The 22,017-nt window shown below is 73.4% G+C and carries 21 protein-coding genes; 14 read left to right on the top strand and 7 right to left on the bottom strand.

Features of this window, described 5'->3' with window-relative positions; all coding sequences use genetic code 11:
• The first annotated feature begins 7 nt into the window (after positions 1-7).
• A complete protein-coding gene (gene flgA / locus AB9M23_RS19330) occupies positions 8-499 on the top strand; it encodes a flagellar basal body P-ring formation chaperone FlgA (protein WP_372426215.1) in 492 nt (163 codons plus the stop codon).
• Entirely contained in the window at positions 499-1,644 is a 1,146-nt protein-coding gene (flgI, locus tag AB9M23_RS19325; protein ID WP_372426214.1) for a flagellar basal body P-ring protein FlgI, read from the top strand. Before flgA ends, flgI begins: the two co-directional genes overlap by 1 nt.
• Before the next feature lie 12 nt (positions 1,645-1,656).
• Here the strand turns inward: flgI and AB9M23_RS19320 are convergent, their stop codons facing one another.
• A complete protein-coding gene (locus AB9M23_RS19320; RefSeq protein ID WP_372426213.1) occupies positions 1,657-2,376 on the bottom strand; it encodes an endonuclease/exonuclease/phosphatase family protein in 720 nt (239 codons plus the stop codon).
• Positions 2,377-2,424: 48 nt separating this feature from the next.
• Positions 2,425-3,996, bottom strand: coding sequence for a hypothetical protein (locus tag AB9M23_RS19315; RefSeq protein WP_372426212.1), 1,572 nt, complete (start codon positions 3,994-3,996; stop codon positions 2,425-2,427).
• 139 nt (positions 3,997-4,135) lie between these two features.
• On the opposite strand from AB9M23_RS19315, the gene AB9M23_RS19310 reads away from it, so the two are divergent.
• The 4 genes from AB9M23_RS19310 to AB9M23_RS19295 all read left to right on the top strand — a co-directional run bounded on the left by AB9M23_RS19310 (position 4,136) and on the right by AB9M23_RS19295 (position 6,976).
• Positions 4,136-5,401, top strand: coding sequence for a CaiB/BaiF CoA transferase family protein (locus AB9M23_RS19310; RefSeq protein WP_372426211.1), 1,266 nt, complete (start codon positions 4,136-4,138; stop codon positions 5,399-5,401).
• Positions 5,402-5,626: 225 nt separating this feature from the next.
• Positions 5,627-6,304, top strand: coding sequence for a response regulator transcription factor (locus AB9M23_RS19305; protein ID WP_372426210.1), 678 nt, complete (start codon positions 5,627-5,629; stop codon positions 6,302-6,304).
• 314 nt (positions 6,305-6,618) lie between these two features.
• Entirely contained in the window at positions 6,619-6,765 is a 147-nt protein-coding gene (locus tag AB9M23_RS19300; RefSeq protein ID WP_372426209.1) for a hypothetical protein, read from the top strand.
• Positions 6,758-6,976, top strand: a complete 219-nt coding sequence (locus AB9M23_RS19295; RefSeq protein ID WP_372426208.1) for a hypothetical protein — start codon at positions 6,758-6,760, stop codon at positions 6,974-6,976. The genes AB9M23_RS19300 and AB9M23_RS19295 overlap by 8 nt, the downstream gene beginning before the upstream one ends.
• A 15-nt stretch (positions 6,977-6,991) precedes the next feature.
• Here AB9M23_RS19295 and AB9M23_RS19290 read toward each other — a convergent pair whose 3' ends face one another.
• The 4 genes from AB9M23_RS19290 to AB9M23_RS19275 all read right to left on the bottom strand — a co-directional run bounded on the left by AB9M23_RS19290 (position 6,992) and on the right by AB9M23_RS19275 (position 10,630).
• Positions 6,992-8,239 carry a sensor histidine kinase gene (locus AB9M23_RS19290; RefSeq protein WP_372426207.1) on the bottom strand — a complete coding sequence of 416 codons (1,248 nt, stop codon included), beginning with the start codon at positions 8,237-8,239 and terminating at the stop codon, positions 6,992-6,994.
• A complete protein-coding gene (locus tag AB9M23_RS19285; protein WP_372426206.1) occupies positions 8,239-8,943 on the bottom strand; it encodes a response regulator in 705 nt (234 codons plus the stop codon). Before AB9M23_RS19285 ends, AB9M23_RS19290 begins: the two co-directional genes overlap by 1 nt.
• A gap of 42 nt (positions 8,944-8,985) precedes the next feature.
• Positions 8,986-9,543 carry a Spy/CpxP family protein refolding chaperone gene (locus AB9M23_RS19280; RefSeq protein ID WP_372426205.1) on the bottom strand — a complete coding sequence of 186 codons (558 nt, stop codon included), beginning with the start codon at positions 9,541-9,543 and terminating at the stop codon, positions 8,986-8,988.
• A gap of 133 nt (positions 9,544-9,676) precedes the next feature.
• Complete coding sequence (locus AB9M23_RS19275; RefSeq protein ID WP_372426204.1) at positions 9,677-10,630, bottom strand: LysR family transcriptional regulator; 954 nt, start codon at positions 10,628-10,630, stop codon at positions 9,677-9,679.
• A 108-nt stretch (positions 10,631-10,738) separates the two neighbouring features.
• On the opposite strand from AB9M23_RS19275, the gene AB9M23_RS19270 reads away from it, so the two are divergent.
• The 3 genes from AB9M23_RS19270 (at position 10,739) to AB9M23_RS19260 (ending at position 13,512) form a co-directional block, all read left to right on the top strand.
• Complete coding sequence (locus AB9M23_RS19270; RefSeq protein WP_372426203.1) at positions 10,739-11,608, top strand: NmrA family NAD(P)-binding protein; 870 nt, start codon at positions 10,739-10,741, stop codon at positions 11,606-11,608.
• Positions 11,609-11,707: 99 nt separating this feature from the next.
• The gene (gene trpS / locus AB9M23_RS19265) at positions 11,708-12,745 is read left to right on the top strand and encodes a tryptophan--tRNA ligase (protein WP_372426202.1); all 1,038 of its coding nucleotides are present in this window, start codon (positions 11,708-11,710) and stop codon (positions 12,743-12,745) included.
• A gap of 116 nt (positions 12,746-12,861) precedes the next feature.
• Positions 12,862-13,512, top strand: coding sequence for a LysE family translocator (locus tag AB9M23_RS19260; protein WP_372426201.1), 651 nt, complete (start codon positions 12,862-12,864; stop codon positions 13,510-13,512).
• Between the two features lie 16 nt (positions 13,513-13,528).
• Here the strand turns inward: AB9M23_RS19260 and AB9M23_RS19255 are convergent, their stop codons facing one another.
• Entirely contained in the window at positions 13,529-14,650 is a 1,122-nt protein-coding gene (locus tag AB9M23_RS19255; protein ID WP_372426200.1) for a DUF2336 domain-containing protein, read from the bottom strand.
• Between the two features lie 344 nt (positions 14,651-14,994).
• On the opposite strand from AB9M23_RS19255, the gene AB9M23_RS19250 reads away from it, so the two are divergent.
• The 5 genes from AB9M23_RS19250 to AB9M23_RS19230 form a co-directional block, all read left to right on the top strand.
• On the top strand, positions 14,995-18,045 hold the full coding sequence (locus tag AB9M23_RS19250; protein WP_372426199.1) for an EAL domain-containing protein: 3,051 nt from the start codon (positions 14,995-14,997) through the stop codon (positions 18,043-18,045).
• A gap of 278 nt (positions 18,046-18,323) precedes the next feature.
• Complete coding sequence (gene rimP / locus AB9M23_RS19245) at positions 18,324-18,989, top strand: ribosome maturation factor RimP (RefSeq protein WP_372426265.1); 666 nt, start codon at positions 18,324-18,326, stop codon at positions 18,987-18,989.
• 7 nt (positions 18,990-18,996) lie between these two features.
• On the top strand, positions 18,997-20,781 hold the full coding sequence (gene nusA, locus AB9M23_RS19240) for a transcription termination factor NusA (RefSeq protein ID WP_372426198.1): 1,785 nt from the start codon (positions 18,997-18,999) through the stop codon (positions 20,779-20,781).
• A 98-nt stretch (positions 20,782-20,879) separates the two neighbouring features.
• Entirely contained in the window at positions 20,880-21,548 is a 669-nt protein-coding gene (locus tag AB9M23_RS19235; RefSeq protein ID WP_443726257.1) for an RNA-binding protein, read from the top strand.
• A partial coding sequence (locus AB9M23_RS19230; protein ID WP_372426196.1) for a translation initiation factor IF-2 associated domain-containing protein occupies positions 21,541-22,017 on the top strand: 477 nt, incomplete at its 3' end. The genes AB9M23_RS19235 and AB9M23_RS19230, both read left to right, overlap by 8 nt.

Genomic DNA, 22,017 nt, shown 5'->3' with positions numbered 1-22,017 from the left:
CACCGCCATGATCCCCGTATCCGAGACCGCCGCCCGCCGGCGCCCGGCCGTCCTCGCCGCCGCCGCTCTCGCCCTCGCGATGCTCGCCGCGCCGTCGGCGGCCGGCGCATCCGGCGTGACCCTGCCCGTGCCGACGGTCACGATCTATCCCGGCGAGACGATCAAGGAGACCGTGCTCGTCGAGCGCGCGTTTCCCGCCAGCACCGGCCAGCTCGCGGTGATCCGCGACGCCGGCGCCCTCGTCGGCAAGGTCGCGCGGCGCACGCTCCTGCCCGGGCGCGTCGTGCCGCAGAACGCGGTCGAGGAAGCCAGGCTCGTGGTGCGCGGGGGGACGACGCAGATCGTCTTCCAGGCGGACGGGCTCGTGATCTCGACCCTCGTCACCCCGCTCGAATCCGGCGGGGCGGGGGATCGGGTGCGGGCGCGCAACCTCGATTCCGGCCTCGTCGTCGTCGGCGTCGTCCAGGCCGACGGCTCGCTGCGCGTGGGGAGCCCGTGATGCACCGCGCCGCCTCGCTCCTCCTCGCGCTCGCCATGGCCGCGTCGAGCACGCTCGCGCCCGCCCTCTCCACCGCCGCCCGCGCCGACGCCTTCCCCGGCGGGGTCACGCGCATCAAGGACATCACCACCCTCAAGGGCATGCGCGAGAACCAGCTCGTCGGCTACGGGCTCGTGGTGGGCCTCGCCAACACCGGCGACACGCTGCGCAACGCGCCCTTCACCGAGCAGTCGTTGACCTCGATGCTCGACCGCATGGGCGTCAACGTCGGCGCCGACCAGCTGCGCGCGCGCAACGTCGCCGCCGTGGTGGTGACCTCCGAGCTGCCGCCCTTCATCGGCCGCGGCTCGCGCATCGACGTCACCGTCTCGGCGCTGGGCGACGCGCGCTCGCTGCTCGGCGGCACGCTGGTGATCACGCCGCTGATGGGGGCCGACGGCCAGATCTACGCGGTGGCGCAGGGGCCCGTCGCGGTCACCGGCTTCTCGGCCGCCGGCGAAGCGGAGATCGTCACCCAGGGCGTGCCGACGGTGGGGCGCGTGCCCAACGGCGCGCTGGTCGAGCGCGAGCTGCCCGATCACTTCGGCAACATGCGCTCGCTCATCCTCGAGCTGCGGAACCCGGACTTCCGCACCGCGGTGCGCATCGCCGACGCCATCAACGTCTACACCCAGGCCCGCTTCGGCGGCCGCGGCGCCTACGAGCGCGACTACCGCTCCGTGCTCGTGGTCAACCCGCCGGACGTGAGCCCGGTGCGCTTCCTCGCCGAGCTCGGCGACCTGGTCGTGACCCCCGACACACCGGCGCGCGTCGTCGTCGACGAGCGCACGGGGACGGTGGTGATCGGCGCGGACGTGCGGATCTCGACGGTCGCCGTCACGCACGGCAACCTCACGGTGCGCGTCACGGAGCTTCCGGTCGCCTCCCAGCCCCCGCCCTTCTCCAACGGCCAGACGGTCGTCCTGCCCGACACCCGCGTCGAGGTCCAGGAAGGCGAGGGCCGGCTCGCCATCCTCACGGGCTCCTCGCTCCAGACGCTGGTCGCCGGCCTCAACCAGATCGGCCTGCGGCCCGCGGGGATCATCGCGATCCTCCAGGCGATCAAGTCGGCGGGGGCGCTGCAGGCGGATCTGGTGATCCAGTGAGGGGGCGCGCCCTCAGCCCTCCCCCGTCAGCTCCGCCGCGAAGGGCAGGTGGTCGGACGCCACCCGGCTCGTCGCCGTGCGCAGGGACTGTGGGTTCGCGAGCCGCGCGCCGTTCGCCCCCATGATGTGGTCGATCCGCGTCAGCGGCATCCAGGAGGGGAAGGTCGCGTGGCGCTCGGCGCTGCCGGCGCGGGCGCAGGCCAGCGCGGCGGAGAGGTGCTTGTAGGCGGCCGAGCGCAGGCCGGCGTTGAGGTCGCCCATCAGCACGGCGGGGCCGTCGGCGCCGCCGATCCAGTCCGGCCCGAGCAGCGCCTGCGCCTGGGCCATGCGATCGCGGGCGCTGAGCACCGCGAGGTGCGTGCAGATCACCTGGAGCGGCCCCGCGCCGGTCTCGACCTCGACCCACAGGGCCGAGCGCCGCTCCGGCAGGGCCGGGCCGAGCCGCGGCAGCGGGCCCCCCTTCACCAGGCGCATCGGCAGGTCGGAGAGGACCGCGAGCCCGAACTGTTCGCCGGCGAAGGTCGCCGTGCGCTGGACGTGCCAGGCCATGCCGAGATTGCGCGCGAGCGCCGTCAGCGCGTGTGCGCCCTCGGCCCGTGCGCTCCAGCGCACCTCCTGGAGGGCCACGATCCGCGCGCCGCTCTCGCGGATCACGGCCTCGATGCGCCCGGGCTCGCGACGGCGGTCGGTGCCGGTGAAGGAGTGGACGTTGTAGGTGAGGAGACGCAGCATCGCCCCGCGAGATGGGGTCTCGGGGGCCGCGTTGGAAGGTGCGCGGCCTCACTCGCGCAGGCGAATTCGCCCCTGGGCGAACAGCGCCCGGCAGTCGCTCGCGTCCGCCATGCGGTCCTCGTCGAGCGGGATCGCGGCCATGCCCTCGCCCTCGAAGCGCGGATCGTCGCACTCGCCGTCGTTCGGCCAGCGGCCCGAATCGTCGCCGAAATCGATGCCGGCGAACGCGTCCGGGGCGGGCGCGGCGGAGGAGCGCGGGGGGGACGGCGCCGCCTCCGAGCCGGCCTCCGACGCGTCCGCCGCCGTCGCCGCGAGCGCGATCGTGCCCGCCTCGTAGAGCCTGCGGCAGTCGCTGGCGTCCCGGAGCGTGGTCTCCTCCTGGACCGCGAAGGCCATGCCCGCGCCGACGAAGCGGGGATCGTCGCACTCGCCGTCCTTCGGCCAGGAGCCGGAATCGTCGCCGAAGGCGATCGCGTCGACGGGCGGCTGCACCGCGGCGGGGGCGCCCCAGCGGGGACCCGTGCTGCGCGCGATCAGTCCGGCCTCGAAGAGCGCCCGGCAGTCGCTCGCGTCGCCCATCAGCTCCTCGTCGGACGGGGCGCCGGCCATGCCCGCGCCCTCGAAGCGCGGATCGTCGCATTCGCCGTCGTTCGGCCAGCGGCCGGAATCGTCGCCGAAATCGATGCCCTCCGCCGATCGCGGCGTGGGCTCGACGTCGTCGGCGCGCAGCGCGATCGCGCCCGCGTCGAAGAGGCGGCGGCAGTCGGTGGCGTCGCGTCGGCGTTCCTGCGGGCGGGGCTGCGCCGCCATGCCGGCGCCCTCGAAGCGGGGATCGTCGCACTCGCCGTCGTTCGGCCAGCGGCCGGAATCGTCGCCGAAATCGATGCCCTCCGCCGATCGCGGCGTGGGCTCGACGTCGTCGGCGCGCAGCGCGATCGCGCCGGCTTCGAAGAGGCGGCGGCAGTCGGTGGCGTCGCGGCGGCGTTCCTGCTCGAAGGGCTGGGCGGCCATGCCGGCGCCCTCGAAGCGGGGATCGTCGCACTCGCCGTCGTCGGGCCAGCGCCCCGAATCGTCGCCGAAGTCCATGCCGGCCGAGGACGCGCCGCTATCGGCGTCGGTGCCCGGCGCGGAACCGCGCAGCGTGATGGCGCCTTCCTCGAAGAGGCGGCGGCAGTCGCTCGCGTCGCGCAGGCGGTCCTCCTCGAGGAGGACCGCCGCCATGCCCTCGCCGGTGAAGCGGGGATCCTCGCATTCGCCGTCGTTCGGCCAGCGGCCCGAATCGTCGCCGAAGTCGATCTGCGCCCGCCGCCCGGCGTCGGGCGCGGCGATCAGGTCGATCGCGCCGGCCTCGAACAGCCGCCGGCAGTCGCCCGCGTCGGCGCCGCGGTTCTCCTCGAGCGTGACCTTGGCCATGCCGGCGCCCTGGAAGCGCGGATCGTCGCACTCGCCGTCGTTCGCGAAACGGCTCGAATCGTCGCCCCAGACGAAGCCGGGACCGGCGTCGCGGGCGGCCGCGGGGTGGGCCGCGAGGCTCGCGAGCAGCCCGATCGCCGCACACGTCCCGGCGAGCCGAAGCCGGACTCGCGCCCGGCTCGTCGCCTCGTCCAACCCGCTCGTCATCTCCGCCCCCGGCCCGTCGCTTCCCTGCCGCGACTGTACGCCCCTCGCGCCCGGCGCGGAAGGGGCCGATGCGACCGCTTTCCCGCGGGCGTCGCGCGGGCTATGCCGGTGCCTGCCGTTTCCGCAGAGCGAGGTCCCCATGGTCGATGCCGCCCCCGCCGCCCATGCCAGCGCTGCTCCTCGCAGCCTCGAAGGCCTGACGATCCTCGACCTGACCCGCGTGCTCGCCGGCCCGAGCGCGACGCAGCTGATGGGCGATCTCGGCGCACGCGTGATCAAGGTCGAGCGCCCCGGCACGGGCGACGACACACGCGCGTGGGGCCCGCCCTTCGTGCCCGGCGCGGACGGCGCGCCGAGCGATCTCTCCGCCTACTTCCTCGCGGCCAACCGCAACAAGCGCTCCATCGCGATCGATCTCGCGAGCGAGGCGGGCGCGGGGCTCGTGCGCGACCTCGCCGCGCGGGCGGACGTGGTGATCGAGAACTACAAGCCCGGCGACCTCGCCCGCCGCGGGCTCGGCTACGAGGACCTGCGGGCCGTCAAGCCGGACCTCGTCTGGTGCTCGATCACCGGCTTCGGCCACGACGGGCCCTATGCCGAGCGGATCGGCTACGACTTCCTGGTCCAGGCGATGGGCGGGATCATGAGCATCACCGGCGAGCCGGACGGCGAGCCGATGAAGGTGGGGGTGGGCATCTCCGACCTGATGTGCGGCATGTACGCGGTCGTCGGCATCCTCGCCGCCCTGCGCCACCGGGACGCGACGGGCGAGGGGCAATTCCTCGACGTCTCGCTCTACGACACGCAGATCTCCTGGCTCGTGAACGCGGCCACCAACACGCTCGTCTCCGGCCGGGCACCGCGGCGGCTGGGCAACCGCCACCCGAACATCGCGCCCTACCAGACCTACCGCGCGGCGGACGGGCATCTCGTGGTCGCGGTCGGCAACGACGCGCAGTTCCGCCGGTTCTGCGCGGCGCTCGGCGCGCCCGAGCTGGCTCGGGACTCGCGCTTCGCGACGAACGCCGGCCGGCTCGCGCATCTCGACGCCTTGAACGCGCTCCTCGACCCGATCGTCGCCGGGGACACGGTCGCCGGCTGGGGCGCGCGGCTCGAGGCGGCGCAGGTTCCGGCGGGGCCCGTCGCGAGCGTGCCCGAGGCGCTCGCCGATCCTCACACCCGCGCGCGCGGCATGGTCATCGAGATGCCCTCGCCCGTCGTGGACGGGGAGACCCTCTCGCTTCTCGGCAACCCGCTCAAGCTCCGCGCCACCCCCGTGGCCTACGACAGGGCACCGCCCCCGCTGGGCGCGGATCGCGACGCGGTGCTCGCGGAGGTGCTCGGGCTCGACGCGGAGGCGATCGCGGCGCTGGCGCGGGCGGGCGCTTTCGGGCGGGTGCCATGAGGAGATCTCGCGGTCTTTCGTCGAATTCTCGTAGTCTTCGCGCGAGTTAACGGTAACTTACCAACGTGTGCGAATCGTCGCTAATTTGAATTCGGATTCGTCCCACGGCAAGTAACCCCCCCTTGACGGTGCCGACGATTGCCCGCGGCGTGCGCTCATTTAAGCGTTGCCGCAACAAATCTTCGGATTTATCCGTATGGTGTCCGATACAACGGGGGTACTGTCGTGTACATCATCGTCGACGAACGAGAGCTTGTCACCACGGGTTACCGATCCGGTTTCGACCGGGAAGGCGTGTCCGCCGTCGGGTTCGACCCGTCCGACTTCAACGACTGGATCGCCGGCGCCGCCGAGGAGGATCTCGGCGCCGTCGAGGCGATCCTGATCGGCGATTGCAGCGCCCGCGAGACGCTGCCGCGCCTCGTCAAGAGCCGCTGCAAGGCGCCGGTGATCGCCATGAACGACACGCATTGCCTGGAGCAGACGCTCGGGCTGTTCGCCGCGGGCGTCGACGACGTCGTGCGCAAGCCGGTGCACGTCAAGGAGATCATGGCCCGGGTCGGCGCCTTCAACCGTCGGGCGCAGGCCCGCCCGGAGGAGCGCGCGGCGGCGCCGGTCGAGCACGACCTCGAGGTCTTCTTCGACGGCCGCGACCCGATCGTGCGCGGCGAGGTGCTGGCGCTGCCGCGTCGCGAGCGGCGCATCCTCGAGTACCTGTTCAAGAACAAGGGCAAGCGCGTCCAGCGCGAGCAGATCTTCTCGGCGGTCTACGGCGTCTTCAACGAGAACGTGGACGAGGCGGTGGTCGAGAGCCACATCTCGAAGCTCCGCAAGAAGCTGCGCGGGCGGCTGGGCTACGACCCGATCGATTCCAAGCGCTTCCTCGGCTACATGTTCGCCTGATCCGACGCTATTCTTCAGCCCGCCTCCCGGCCGTTTCGGTCGGTCCGACGTTGCTCCCGACGTTTTCCATCCGATCGTTTCGCATCACGCACTGGTACCGGCCTTCGCGCCACCCCGGGGACACCGCGTCCCACCCGACCCGACACCGCCCGCCGCGACCTCAGCACCGCTCCCCGTCGGGGACCGAACTTGCACGAAGTCGTGCCAGAGCCATGCCGATCCCCGGCTCGATCCGGAGCGCCGCCCGGAGCCGTCGCTCGCACGTCAGCCCGATTGCTCGATGCCTTCGCTTCGGCTAAACCCGCAAGTGTTGCGTGCGCCGGGGGGCGATCGATGACGAGCGCGGCGCAGGGCGCGGATCAGAAGTCGCCGGCGGCAACGATTTGTCCGATCTGGTCGAGGCGATCGCCGCGGCCTACGAGCTGATCGTCCCGAACGTCGAGGACCTGGAAGATGCATAGGACGGTCGTCATCCCCACGACGCGCAGCCGCCCTCGGGACGGCGGCGAGACGCGCGGGGCGCCCAGGCTCGGCGCCCTGGAGCAGCGGCTCGACGAGAGCGACGTGCTGCGTCGCGCACGCAAGCTCGAGCTGGAGCTGGATTACGACCGCGCCGTGATCGAGGGCGACACTGATCGCCAGCGCGAACTCGCGCCGCTGGTGGGCCGCTGACGGCCAGCCGGGGCGTCACGCACTCGTCCCTGCTCCCACCTCCACCACGAACATCGCCCCGCCGCCCTCCGGCCGCACCGCGCGCACGTCGCCGCCGTGCCGGCGTGCGATCTGGCGCACGAGCGAGAGGCCGAGGCCCCAGCCGCCCGCCGCCTCGGAGCGGCCCACCGGGCGGTAGAAGGCCTCGAACACGCGCTCGCTCTCGCCGTCGGGCAGGCCCGGGCCGTGGTCGCGCACGCTCAACGTGGCGCCGCCGCCCGCGCGGGCCGCGACGCGGGCCTCGATCGGCGGGGCACCGTGGCGCGCGGCGTTCTGGAAGAGGTTGCGCACGAGCCGGCGCAGGAGCCGCGGATCGCCAGAGACCTCCACCGGCTCGCCCTCGACGATCGCGTCGACGCGCGCGCCCTCCTCGGCCGCCAGCGCCAGCAGGTCGACGGGCTCGATCCGCTCGAGACCGGCGACGTGCTCGAGCCGGCTCGCCATCAGGATCTCCTCCACCAGAGCATCGAGCTCGGCGAGGCTCGTCACGATCTCGCGCTCGAGTGCCGGGCGCGGGTCCTCGCGCCACAGGTCGATCGCCATGCGCAGGCGCGCGAGCGGCGAGCGCAGCTCGTGGCTGGCGTTGGCGAGGAGCGCCGCATGCGAGGCGACGAGGCGCTCCACGGTCTCGGCGGCGGCGTCGAAGCTGCGCGCCACGGCCGCGACCTCGTCGCCGCCGGAAAGGCCGACGCGCACCGTGAGATCGCCCGCCCCCCAGGCCTCGACCCCCACGCGCAGGCGCTCCAGCCGGCGGGTGAGGTGGCCCACGACCGGGTAGGCGACGAGCGCGATCAGGATCGCGATGATCGCGATGGGGACGAGCGGGTTGCGGTGGTCGTCCTCGTCCTCGCCGGCGCCGGGCCGGCCGAAGCGTGCGTAGACCACGCGGCCGTCCGGCAGGGAGAACGCGAAGACGCGCCGCAGGTGCGGCAGGCGCGGGTCGCCCGCGACGAGGCGGCCGTCGGGGCCGACGAGCGCGAGATCGGCACCCAGGGCATCCGAGAGCCGCTCCAGCGTCGGGCCCGGATCGTCCGCGGGAAGCGTGCGCGCGAAGAACGTGCGCCCGCGCTCCGTCCACGGACCCGCCTCGCTGGCGTTGGCGATGCGGAACACGATCGCTACCGCGATCGCGACGATCACCACCGCCGCGACGACGGTGAGGTAGACCTTCCAGAACAGGGAGAGGCCGCGCGGGAGGCGCGGGACGCCGGAGAGCCGCGCCATCACGCCCCCTCGTCCTGCACCCGCGCGAACACGTAGCCCGCCCCGCGCACCGTGATGACGCGGCGCGGGTGCTTCGGGTCGTCCTCGATCGCGGCGCGGATGCGCGAGACGTGGACGTCGATCGAGCGGTCGAAGGCCTCGAGCTCGGCGCCGCGCACGAGGTCCATCAGCTGCTCGCGGGAGAGCACGCGCCCCGCGTTCTCGGCGAGCGCGGCGAGGAGGTCGAACTGGTAGGAAGTGAGCGGGCGCTCGCCGCCGTCGACGCGCACCCGGCGGGCGCCGCGGTCGATCTCGAGCCGCCCGAAGCGCAGCGGCGGCGGGCCGGCGTTGCCGACGCCGCCGTTGCGCCGGCGCAGCACCGCCTTCAAGCGCGCGAGCAATTCGCGTGGGTTGAAGGGCTTGGGCACGTAGTCGTCCGCGCCGATCTCGAGCCCGACGATGCGGTCGGTCTCGTCTCCCTTGGCGGTGAGCATGACGACGGGCACGTCGGAGGAGGCGCGGATGCGGCGCAGCGTCTCGAAGCCGTCGAGATCGGGCAGCATCACGTCGAGCACGACGGCCGCGGGCGGGCGCCGCGCGATCTCGGCGAGCCCCTCCCGCGCGGTCGCGGCCGCGCGGGAGGGAAAGCCGTTCTGGTCGAGGTAGTCCCGCAGCATGCCCGACAGGCGCACGTCGTCGTCGACGATCAGGATCTCGTCCGGCATCGGTGCTGCGGTCCTCTCTCGGGAGCCATCCGGCTCAGTCTATCACCAACGACCCCAGCCGCGACGGCGCTCGCCCATCTCCTCGATCAGCTCGGCGCGCTGCTCGGGCTCGAGCACCTCGGCGGCGTCGAGGAGGGCCTGGAGGCCGCGCGCGGATGCGGCGTCCATGGCGGCGAGGCGCTCGGCGCGCAGGGTCTCGGCGGCGGTGCGGTCGATCGTCCCCGCGCCCAGGATCTCGGCGAGATCCTCGCGGGTGTCGCGGAACCCGCGCATCAGCGGCACGATCTCGGCGCGAGCCTCCTCGGCGATCGCCTTGATGCGCTCGACCTGCTCGGGGCTGGCGTCGACCCTTTCGAGCGTGCGCTCGAGGCGCCACTCCATGAACTCGGCCATGCGGCCGCGCTCCTCGCCGAAGCGGGCCTGCATCATCTCCGCGCGCGGGCCGTCGCCGGCCGCCCGGCGCAGCATCGGCGCGTCCTGCGCCAGCGCGAAGCCGGCGCCGATCGCGCCGACGCCGAGCACGCCGACGGTGGCGGCGAGGAGGCCGCGGGAGAAGCGGGAGCGGGCGGGGGTCTTCGTCTCGGTCGGGGTCGTCGTCATCGTCTCGTCTCCTCGGGGGGGCAGCGCGATCGGCTGCGATGGGGAGACGATGCGCCCGTCACGTGTCGCGTATGCGCGGGCGACGTGAAGAAAGGTGAAGCCGGGCGTGGGCGCGCGCCGCCGGGCGTCCGCATCAGGCCGAGGTCGCGCGCGCCTGCGCGAGCGCCGTCGCGCCGGGCGTGCGCGCCGCCTCCTCGGCGATCAGGTCGCGCAGCCAGCGCATGGCCGGGTCGGCGTCGTGAACCTCCGACCAGATCAGGGTCGGCGTGAAGCGCGTCTCGTCGACCGGGGGCTCGCGCACGGCGAGGTCGAGGCCCGCAGCGAATCGGATGGCGAGCGTGCGGGGGAGGGTGACGACCCGGTCCGAGCGCGCGACGACCTCCATGGCGGCGTAGAAGTGCGGCAGCCGCAGCGCGAGCCGGCGCGCGAGGCCAAGCCGCGCCAGCTGGTCGTCGAGGAAGCCGCGGCCCTCGCCCAGGACCGTGACGAGCACGTGATCGAGCCCCGCGAAGGCCGCCGCGGTCCACGCGTCCGCCGCGGCCGGATGATCGCGGCGCATCACCGTGACGAAGCGGTCCTCGTAGAGCGCACGCCGGAGCAGGCCCGGCGGCAGCGGGGCCTCGGCGACGCCGAAGCTCAGGTGCGTGCGCCCGTCGCGCAGGGCGTCGAGCTCGCGCGCGCGCAGCGGCGTCACGTCGAGGTCGAGCCCAGGCGCCTCGCGGGCGAGGCGCGCGATCACCTCCGGCAGGAGGATGATGGTCTGGTGGTCGGTCGCCGAGATCACGACCCGTCCGCGCCACTGCTCCGGCACGAAGACCTCCGGCACGAGGAGGTCGCGCACGTCGGCGAGCGTGCGCGCGAGCGCCGGCCGCAGCGCCAGGGCCCGCGCGGTCGGCACGAGGCCGTCGGCGCCGCGCACCAGGATCGGGTCGTCGAGCAACGCCCGCAGCCGGCCGAGCGCGCGGCTCATCGCCGGCTGGCTGAGGTTGGCCGCCGCGGCCGCGCGCGTGACGTTGCGCTCGGTTATCAGGTGGTCGAGCAGGACGAGGAGGTTGAGGTCGATCCCGCGTAAATTCGTCTCGCGCATGATCGAAATATCAACGATGCATTGGACGCATGCAAGTCCCGTCCCTAGGGTCCCCGTCATCGCCCGCCGCGCGCCAAGGCATCGAAGACCCATCGGAAGGAGACCCCCATGTTCCTCGTCACCGGGCTGACCGGCAACACCGGCGCCGCCGTCGCCGAGACCCTGCTCGCCGCCGGCGCCCCCGTCCGCGCGCTGGTGCGCGACCTCGATCGCGCCGCCCCCTGGGCCGCCCGCGGCGTCGCCCTCGTGCGCGGCGACGCGACCTCGGCGGACGACCTCGCCGCGGCCATGGAGGGCGTCACGGGCGCCTACGTGCTCGCGTCTCCGGCCTACGCGGCGGACGACTTCGTCGGCGCCGTCGCCACGGTCGGCCGCGCCACCCGCGCGGCGATCGAGCGGGCCCGTCCCGCGCGGCTCGTGTTCCTGTCCTCGGAGGGCGCGCAGGTGCCGGAGGGCACCGGCGTGATCCGCAGCCTGCACGCGGTCGAGACGATCCTAGCGGGCGCACCGACGCGGCTCACCCTCCTGCGCGCGGCGTACTTCCAGGAGAACTGGCTCCAGGTTCTCCCGCTCGCGGCGGGGGAGGGCGTCCTGCCCTCGATGCTCGACCTCGACCGCGCGCAGCGCATGGTCGCGACCGCCGACATCGGCCGCGTCGCCGCCGAGACGCTGCTGGCCGAGACCGCGCCGGCGCTGATCGAGCTCGCCGGGCCGAGGGACTACGCCCCCACCGAGGTCGCCGCCGCCGCGACCCGCGTGCTGGGCCGCGCCGTGACGCCCGTGGCGCCCCCGCGCGCAGCGTGGGAAGGCATCTTCCAGGAGGCCGGCCTGCGCCCGCAGGCCTCCGCGCTGATGGCGCAGATGTACGACGGCATCGGCTCGGGCGTGGTGACGATGTCCGGCACGGTGCCGCTCACCCGCGGGCGCGTCGGCATCGAGGAGGTGCTGGCCGGCGCGGCGAGGCGGCTCGCCGCCTGACGCCTGGCCGCACCCGCACCCCTTGCCTCGCCGTCCCCCAGCCGCTACAGCCCCGCGCGAGACGCGCACCGCGCGCGGGGCCGGCCCGAGGACGAGACGATGACGCAGTTCAAGGACAGGGTGTTCTCCGGCATGCAGCCGACGCACACCCTCCATCTCGGCAACTACCTCGGCGCGATGGTCAACTGGGTGCGCATGCAGGATACCCACGACTGCATCTACTGCGTCGTGGACCTCCACGCCATCACCATGCCGCAGGACCCGAAGGCGCTCGCCGCGAACATCCGCGAGGTCGCGGCCGCCTACATCGCCTGCGGCATCGACCCGGCGCGCTCGATCCTGTTCAACCAGTCCCGCGTCCACGAGCACGCCGAGCTCGCCTGGGTGTTCAACTGCGTCGCGCGGATGGGCTGGCTCAACCGCATGACGCAGTTCAAGGAGAAGGCCGGCAAGGACCGCGAGAACGCGGCGGTGGGCCTGTTCGCCTACCCCACCCTGATGGCCGCCGACATCCTGCTCTACAAGGGCACCCACGTGCCCGTGGGCGAGGACCAGAAGCAGCATCTGGAGCTCACCCGCGACATCGCGCAGAAGTTCAACAACGACTTCGCCGCCTCGATCGCCGAGCACGGCTTCGGCGAGACGTTCTTCCCGCTGCCCGAGCCGATGATCCAGGGCCCGGCGACCCGCGTCATGAGCCTGCGCGACGGCACGAAGAAGATGTCGAAGTCGGACCCGTCGGACTACGCGCGCATCAACCTCACCGACGATGCCGACGCCATCGCCCAGAAGGTGCGCAAGGCCAAGACCGACCCCGAGCCGCTGCCGAGCGAGGCCGCCGGCCTCGCCGGACGCCCGGAGGCGGACAACCTGGTGGGCATCTACGCCGCGCTCCGGGACGTGCCGCGCGAGGCGGTGCTCGCCGAGTTCGGCGGCGCCAACTTCTCGACGTTCAAGTCGGCGCTGGTCGACGTCGCCGTGGACCGGCTCGCGCCGATCACCGGGGAGATGCGCCGGCTCTCGGCCGATCCGGGCCACATCGACGCGATCCTGGCCGAGGGCGCGCGCAAGGCGTCCGAGATCGCCGCGGGGACGATGGACGCGGTGCGTCGGATCGTGGGCTTCGGGCCGCGCTGACGCTGAGGCATGCCGCGTAGGAATTGCTGCCCCGCGCGGCGCGCGGCTGGCGCGGCGTGCGCGCCGGGCGCATCGTCCGGCGCCGTCGCCAGCCACCCCTCCGAGCCGCGTCGACCATGACGTTCGCCCCCACCTTCCTGCCCGACCTCCACACGCTCCTCCTGTTCTCCGGCGCCTGCCTCGTGCTGTTCGTCACGCCGGGGCCGGACATGAGCCTGTTCCTGTCGAAGACCGTGCAGGGCGGGCGCGCCTGCGGCATGGCGGCGATGTTCGGCGCCTTCACCGGCGCGCTCGTGCACACGCTGCTCGCGGCGCTCGGGCTCTCGGCGCTGCTCGCCGCCTCGCCGGCGGCCTTCGGGGCGGTGAAGATCGTGGGCGGTCTCTACCTGCTCTGGATGGCCTGGGACGCTCTGCGCAACGGCTCGGCGCTCAGCCTGCGGCCGGGCGGGCCCGCGCCGGCGTCGCTGCGCGCGACTTGGCTGCTCGGCGTGGGCATCAACCTGTCGAACCCGAAGGTGATCCTGTTCTTCGTCGGCTTCCTCCCGCAGTTCGTCGCCGCCGGCGATCCGCACGCGGCCGAGAAGCTCGTCTTCCTGGGGCTGTGGTTCGTCGCGCTCTCCGCCCCGCTCGCGGCGCTCGCGATCCTGGCGGCGGACGAGGTGGTGGCGCTGGCGCGCTCCCGCCCGCGGGTGCTGCGCGGCGTCGACATCGTGTTCGCGGGCGTGTTCGGGCTCTTCGCGCTGCAGATCCTCGCCACCGTGCGCTGAGCGCGCCGCCCCGGCGTCAGAGCGCCTCGGCCTCGAGTGTGCGCTCGCGCATCGCCGTGAAGCGCACGATCCGCTGCGCCGTCGAGACCGAGAGCTGCTGGAAGGCGGCGAAGGCCGAGCGGTGGACCTCCTCGGTGAGGTCTCGCCCCGCCTTGGCGACGAGGAAGGTCTTGAAGGTCGACCAGCCGAATCGCAGCGAGCGCAGGATGAAGAGCAACGGATCGTAGTGGTTCGAGTGGAAGGCGCGCGCCACCACCGTCGGCGGCACGTGCGCGAGGTGGGCGATCGCCGCGAGCGCCTCCTCGATGCGCCCGTCGCGCGCCCAGCCGGCGATGGTCTCCTCGTCGAGCGCGCCCGAACCGGCGCATTCGGTGACGATCTTCGCGGCGTCGGCGAAGTCGTCGACGAGCGCCTTGTAGCTCGAGGTGCGCGCCACGTCCTCGGCGGCGTCGTCCACCGCGTCGTCGAAGGCGGCGGCGTCGATCGAGAGCCCGTCGAGCCCCCCGAGCGCGGCGCGCATCGACACGCGCGCCTTCTCGCGGGCGATGGCGACGAGCTGCTGGAGCTGCTCGTTGCCGAGGCTGGCGCGGGCCTGGAGCTGGCTCTGCAGGCCCTCGTCGCCGCGGGCCTTCTCGACGAGGCACGACAGCGAGCGGTCGGAGAGCGCCGCGCCTTCGTTGCCGGCCACCGCGCAGACCACGCGCTCGTCGCCGCGATCGACCAGGATCTCGGTGATGCGCGCGGACAGGCGCGCGCGGCGGGTGAGTGCGAGCAGATGCTCCTGGCTCTTGCTGGCCGCGACCTCGGCGAGATCGTCCTCGCCGAGCCGCACCGCGCGCTCGAGCACGGGGCGGGCCACCGCGATCTCGTCGTCGAAGGCGAGGTCGCGCAGCACGCCCGCGGGCGCGTTGACGAGATCGGCGAGCCGCTCGGAGAGCTCGACGCGCACGCGGAACTCGATGCCCCGCGCCAGCCGCAGGATCACCTCGTCGAAGACGGCGACGTGCAGGTCGGCGAGGTGCGGCGCCTGCTCGATGAAGAGGTCCGTCATGCGCCGCAGCGTCTCGACGCGCCGGGTCGGATCGCCGTTGGCGACGGCGTCCTCCACGTCCGAAACGAGCGAGGTCAGCATGTCCATCGAGAGATCGGCCCCGGGCGCCGGCCATCCCCGCCGCCGCGTCGAGTGGAACTTAACGGCCTTTCGTAAGCGATGTGTTGAGGGCGAGGGCTCAATGCGGCGGGCGCCCGCCGATTCGCGGCGGCGCCGCCACGGCCGCCGATCCGCACGCGGTGAAACATCGCGACAGGAACCCAGCGTTAAGGCGTGGCGGACGACATTGCCTCGCGCGCCGAAATCGGAATTCCGCCATGCAGCGTCCAGTCGTTCGATCTGCTCGTCTATGCATCATTTTGCCTGTTGTTTGGGCGACACCGGCCGCCGCCGCCCCGTCCGATCTCGCCGATCGGCTGGATGCGACCTGGGTGCTCACCGCGGCGGCACTCGTCTTCCTGATGCAGATCGGCTTCATGCTGCTCGAGGCGGGCGCCGTGCGCACCAAGAACGCGGTCAACGTGGCGCAGAAGAACCTCCTCGACTTCGTCTTCGCCACCCTGGCCTTCGCGGGCGTCGGCTTCGCGCTCGCCTTCGGCGCCTCGTCGAGCCTCCTGCCGGTGGGCGCCGAGCCGCGGTTCGTGCTGCTCGCCGACCTGGGCCCGGAGGAGATCGGCTTCTTCGTCTTCCAGGTGATGTTCTGCGGCACGGCGGCGACGATCGTCGCGGGGGCGGTGGCCGAGCGCATGCGGCTGTCCGCCTACGTCGCCTGCGCCCTGGTGACGGCCGGTCTGATCTACCCGGTCTTCGTGCACTGGGCCTGGGGGGGCGCGCTCGCGCCCGCGTCCGGCGCCTGGCTCGCCGATCTCGGCTTCGTCGACTTCGCCGGCGCGACGGTGGTGCACGCGACCGGCGCCTGGATCGCCCTCGCGGCCTGCCTCGCGCTCGGCCCGCGGGCGGGGCGCTTCGACGCCGCCGGGCGACCGGTGCGGATCGCCGGGCACAGCCCGGTCCTGTCGGCGGCCGGCGCGCTCGTGCTGTTCGTGGGCTGGATCGGCTTCAACGGCGGCTCCACGCTGGAGGCCTCGCCCGCCGTCGCGGGGATCGTGCTCGCGACCGTGCTCGCCGGCGCCGCCGGCGGCGCGGGCGGCTACGTCGCCGGCTGGACGCGCGACGGGCGCCTGCCGCCGGAGCGGCCGATCAACGGCGTCGTCGGCGGCCTCGTCGCCGTCACCGCCGGCTGCCACCTGCTCTCGCCCGGCGCGGCGATGCTCGTCGGGTTCCTCGGCGGGATCGTCGCCAACGAGGCGAACCGGCTGCTGGAGACGCGGTGGCGGGTCGACGACGCGGTCGGCGCGGTCGGGGCGCACGGCGCCGCGGGCGCCTTCGGGACGCTGGCGCTCGCGCTCCTCGCCCCGGCCGCGGCGCTCCCGACCGGCGACGCCTGGACGCAGTTCGGCGTGCAGGCGCTCGGCGTCGGCGTGAACGCGGCCTGGGCCTTCGGCATCGCCTGGCTCGTCTTCGGTGCGCTCGGGCGCGTGATGCCGCTTCGCGTCGACGCAGCCGACGAGGCCGCGGGGCTGAATCTCGCCGAGCACGCGACCCGGCTCGGCACCGGCCACGTCGAGGACGCCATGCAGGCGCTGGTGCGCGGCGACATCGACCTCGCCGCGCGCCTGCCCGTGGTCGACGGCGACGACGCCCAGAGCCTCACCGAGCTGTTCAACCGGCTGATGGACACGCTCCAGACGGCGGAGGCGCGGCGCGGCGACGAGACCGAGCGGCGGCGCACGCGGGAGGAGGCGGCCCGGCTCGCGGCGCTGGCGGAGGCGACCTTCGAGGGCATCCTGATCGTGCGCGACGGTATCGTCGCCGACGCCAACGGCTCGGCGCACGCGCTCTTCGGCCGCCCCGCGGACGCGCTGCGGGGCGCGCCGCTGCGCGACCTCGTCGCCGGCGCCGACTGGCCGGAGCTGCGCCGCGCCCTGGAGACGCCCGACGGTCCGCCCTGCGAACTGCGGGTGCGCGGGGCGGAGGGCGCGCTCGTGCCCGTCGAGATCCGGCGGCGCACCATCGTGGTCAACGGGGCTCGGGCGCAGGTCCTCGCCATCGCCGACCAGCGCGAGCGGCGCGAGGCGGAGGCCCGCATCTACCACCTCGCGCTCCACGACCCCCTCACCGACCTGCCCAACCGCACGCTCTTCAACCGCGAGCTCGCCCGGCGCGTCGCCCCCGGCGCCGAGGCCAAGACGGGGGCGGCGCTGCTCCTCGTCGACCTCGACCGCTTCAAGGACATCAACGACCTGTGGGGCCACCCCGCGGGCGACGCCGTCATCGTCGCGGTGGCGAGCCGGCTGCGGGCGCTGTGCCGGGAGGGCGACTGCGCCGCGCGGCTCGGCGGCGACGAGTTCGCCGTCGTTCAGGCGGGCGTGGTGCTCGCCGCGCAGGCGACCGACCTCGCCCACCGCATCCTGCGCGAGATCGCCAAGCCCGTGACCCTGCCGAGCGGCCAGGAGATCCGCCCCTGCGCCTCCATCGGCCTCGCGCTCTTCCCCGATCACGGTGCGGACGCGACGAGCCTGTTCCAGCAGGCGGACACGGCGCTCTACGTCGCCAAGAACGCCGGGCGCAACGGCTGGGCGCTCTACGAGCCCGGCATGGGCGAGGCCCAGCGCCGGCGCCAGCGCATCGAGGCGGCGCTCGCCGGCGCGCTCGACCGTGGCGAGCTCGTGCTGCATTGGCAGCCGCGGCTCTCGCTGGCCGACGGCGCCATCGTCTCCTACGAGGCGCTGCTGCGCTGGACGCACGGCGAGGACGGCGCGATCGCGCCCGCCGACTTCATCCCCGTCGCCGAGGACACGGGGCTGATCGTCCCGATCGGCGCCTTCGTCCTGCGCGAGGCCTGCCGCGCCGGCGCGGACGCCTTCCCGGGCGCGTCGATCAGCGTCAACGTGAGCCCCCGCCAGTTCCGCGACCCGGACTTCCTCGACACCGTGCTCGGCGCGCTCGAGGACGCCGGCCTGCCGCCGGAGCGGCTCGAGCTCGAGATCACCGAGAGCGTCCTCGTCGACGACGACAAGCGGGCGATCGCCATCCTCCAGACGCTGGAGCGCGCGGGCGTGCGCGTCGCGCTCGACGATTTCGGCACGGGCTATTCGTCGCTCTCCTACCTCACGCGCTTTCCCTTCGACACGATCAAGATCGACCGCTCCTTCATTCGCGGCATGGGCGAGGACGAGAGCGCCTGGCACATCGTGCAATCGGTCCTGCGGCTGTCCGAGGGGCTCGGCGTGCGCGTCGTCGCCGAGGGCGTGGAGACGCCAGACCAGCTCGCGCGCCTGATGGAGCGCGGCTGCGACGAGGTCCAGGGCTTCCTCGTCGCCCGCCCGGCGCCCTTGGAGGAGGTCGTGCGGGAGGCGCCGGAGGCGGTGCGGCGGCTGATCGGGGAGCGGGCGGGGGCGGCGCTGCGCGCTGCGGGGTGACCGGCGGGGCGAGTGCGCCGTCCGGATCGATCCCGACCGCGGGCGCACTTGAATCCGCCGCCGCAGGCGCGTATATGCCTCCCTGTCAGCTCTGGTAGCGGCGTGAGAGCGTCGCCTCGCGGGAGTGGACCCTGACCGGGTCCGCTCCTTTCTCATATTGGACGCGGGTTCGCCGGGGCCGCCGCGGCACGTGCCGTGGACGAGAGCCATTTCGAGCGATGCCCGCGACGACGGGTGCGCTCCCGACGACGAGGAAACCTGCCGCCGTGGCGGATCGCATGCACGACCGACTTCAGGACCGGCTGGAAGAGCGCCTGATCGCCGAGACCGGCCTCGCCGCCCGCGTGGCGGCGATCGTCGAGCCCGTGATCGAGGATCTCGGCTACCGGCTGGTGCGCGTGAAGATCTCGAGCCAGAACGGCTGCACGGTCCAGGTCATGGCCGAGCGGCCCGACGGCACGATGGGCGTGGACGATTGCGAGACGGTGAGCCGGGCGATCTCGCCGGCGCTCGACGTCGACGATCCCGTCACCACGGCCTACAATCTCGAGGTCTCCTCGCCGGGCATCGACCGGCCGCTGGTGCGGCCCGCCGACTTCATCCGCTGGGCCGGGCACGAGGCGAAGGTCGAGATGGCCCGGCCGGTGGGGGCGCGCAAGCGCTTCCGCGGGCTCGTGCGGGGCGTCGAGGACGAGCACGCGCTCATCCTCCTTCCAGACGTTCCCGACGGCGTCGACCCGCTGGCGCGGCTGCCGCTCGACGACATCGGCGAGGCGCGGCTCGTGCTGACCGACGACCTCGTCCGCGAATCGCTCAGGCGCGGAACGGCGCCCTCGGCCGAGGGCGCGGACGAGACCATCGAGAGCGCCGGGGAGGAGGGCGAGGAGCCCGACGCCCCGGACGCGACCGTGGACAACGACAACCATCCCTCCCCGAAGGAGTGACAGGACCATGGCCGTCAGCGCCAACAGGCTCGAGCTCTTGCAGATCGCCGACGCGGTCGCCCGCGAGAAGGTGATCGATCGCCAGATCGTGCTCGCCGCGATGGAGGACGCCATCCAGAAGGCGGCCCGCTCCCGCTACGGCAGCGAGACCGAGGTGCGCGCCGAGATCAACCCGAAGACGGGCGAGATCGCGCTCTCGCGGCTGCTGCAGGTGGTCGAGCAGGTGGACAACGACGCCACCGAGATCACCCTCGAGGAGGCCCGCCGCAAGAACCCCGCCGCCATGGTCGGCGACTTCATCGCCGAGGGCCTGCCGCCCTTCGACTTCGGCCGCATCGCCGCCCAGTCGGCAAAGCAGGTCATCGTCCAGAAGGTGCGCGACGCCGAGCGCGATCGCCAGTTCGACGAGTTCAAGGACCGCGTCGGCGAGATCGTCAACGGCCTCGTCAAGCGCGTGGAGTACGGCAACGTCATCGTCGACCTCGGCCGCGCCGAGGCGATCATCCGCCGCGACGAGCTGATCCCGCGCGAGACCTTCCGCCCCGGCGACCGGGTGCGCGCCTATCTCTACGACGTGCGCCGCGAGACCCGCGGGCCGCAGATCTTCCTGTCGCGCACGCATCCGCAGTTCATGGCCAAGCTCTTCGGCCAGGAAGTGCCGGAGATCTACGACGGCATCGTCGAGGTCCGCGCGGTGGCCCGCGACCCGGGCTCGCGCGCCAAGATCGCGGTGATCTCGCGCGATTCGTCCATCGACCCCGTCGGCGCCTGCGTCGGCATGCGCGGTTCGCGCGTGCAGGCGGTGGTCGGCGAGCTGCAGGGCGAGAAGATCGACATCATTCCCTGGAGCCAGGACGAGGCGACCTTCATCGTCAACGCGCTCCAGCCCGCCGAGGTGGTCAAGGTCGTGCTCGACGAGGACGCCGAGCGCATCGAGGTCGTCGTGCCCGACGAGCAGCTCTCGCTCGCCATCGGCCGGCGCGGCCAGAACGTGCGCCTCGCCTCGCAGCTCACCGGCTGGGACATCGACATCCTCACCGAGGCCGAGGAGAGCGAGCGGCGCCAGAAGGAGTTCGTGGAGCGCACGAACCTGTTCATGGAGGCGCTCGACGTCGACGAGGTGGTGGGCCAGCTCCTCGCCTCGGAAGGCTTCCGCACGATCGAGGAGATCGCCTACGTCGACCTCGGCGAGATCGCCTCGATCGAGGGCTTCGACGAGGAGACCGCGCAGGAGATCCAGATGCGCGCGAACGAGCATCTGGAGAAGATCGAGGCGGAGAACGAGGAGAAGCGCATCGCGCTCGGCGTCGCCGACGAGGTGCGCGAGGTGGTGGGCGTCACGAGCGGCATGCTGGTGGCGCTCGGCGAGAACGACGTCAAGTCGATCGAGGACCTCGCGGGCTGCGCCACCGACGATCTCGTCGGCTACACCGAGGGACGCGGGGCCGAGGCCAAGCGCCATGCGGGCTTCCTCGACGGCTTCGAGCTGTCGCGGGCCGACGCCGAGGCGATGATCATGGACGCGCGCGTGCGCGCCGGCTGGATCGAGCCGCCGCCGGCCGAGGAGGTCCCCGAGGACGCGTACGCCGAGGAGGCCGAGGACGCCGAGGGCGAGGTCTACGAGGGCGAGGTCTACGAGGGCGAGGCCTACGAGGGCGAGGTCTACGAGGGCGGCGAGACCGAAGGCGTGGGCGAGGCTTCCGTGGACGAGGCTCCCGTGGGCGAGGCTTCCGTGGACGAGGCTCCCGTGGGCGAAGCCGGCGAGGACGATGCCCGGGCGCAGTCGCGCTGAGGCGGGCGAGAGGAGACGACGCGGGCGTGACGCGCAGCGAGGCAGAGCGGGGCGAGAGCCGGCGGGAGACCGCGGGTGCCGGGCGGGCGAGCCGTCACGTGCCGCAGCGCACCTGCGTCGCCACCCGCGAGGTCCGCGCGCCCGAGGAGCTGATCCGGTTCGTCGCCGCGCCCGACGGTGCGGTGACGCCCGACCTGAAGGGAAAGCTGCCCGGCCGGGGCGTGTGGGTCTCGGCCAGGCGAGAGGCGGTGGAGAGCGCGGTGAAGCGCCGGCTCTTCGCGCGGGGGCTCAAGGCCGCCGTCACCGTCCGGGAGGACCTCGCAGCGGCGATCGACGCCGCGCTCGTGGAGGACCTCCGCCAGGGGCTCGCCCTCGCCAACAAGGCGGGGCGGGTCGTCTCGGGCTTCGACACCGTGGTGAAGACCGTCGGCTCGAAGTCCATCGCTTGCCTCGTCCACGCCTCCGAGGCGGCGGACGACGGCAAGAGGAAGGTCGCGCAGGCGCTGCGACGGCGCCTGGGCGAGACCGCGGAGCGGATTCCGGTCGTGACGGAGCTGTCCGTCGACGATTTGGATTTGGCTTTGGGCCGGTCTCGTGTGATACATGCAGCCCTCGTCGCGGGCGCCGGAAGTCGCATCTTCCTGGAGCGCTGGCGGCGGCTATGCGTCTATCGCGGAGCCATCGCCATGAACGCCGCGCCCCTCGACCCCGAGGGCGCAGGCCTCGACGACGATACGAACCCGCAGGATCGTGAGCGGAATGAGTGATACCAAGACCCCGGGCGACAAGACGCTGCAAGCGCCGCAGAAGACCCTGAGCATCAAGCCCCGCATCGAGCAGGGTACGGTGCGTCAGAGCTTCTCGCACGGGCGCACCAAGCAGGTCGTCGTCGAGCGCAAGCGCGGCACCCGTCCGCCTGCGGAGGCGAAGGAGGCGGCACCGACCGCCAAGCCCGCCGCGCCGCAGGCGCCGGCGGCGAAGCCCGCACGCCCGGGTACGCCGACGCGTCCCGGCGCGCAGGTGCTGCGCTCGCTCTCCGAGAGCGAGCGGGACGCCCGCGCCGCCGCCCTGCTCGACGCCCGTCGGCGCGAGGAGGAGGAGCGTCGTCGCCAGGAGGACGCCCGCCGCCGCGAAGCCGAGGAGCGCGCCCGCGCCGAGGCCAGCGCCCGGGCCGAGGCCCGCGAGGCGGAGGAGCGCGCCCGCCGCGAGGCCGAGGAGCGCACCCGCCGGGAGGCG

The sequence above is a fragment of the Salinarimonas chemoclinalis genome, assembly GCF_041514305.1.
Classification (GTDB): domain Bacteria; phylum Pseudomonadota; class Alphaproteobacteria; order Rhizobiales; family Beijerinckiaceae; genus Salinarimonas; species Salinarimonas chemoclinalis.
Note: the sequence above shows the minus strand (reverse complement) of the source record. Positions and strands in the feature narration are given on the sequence as shown.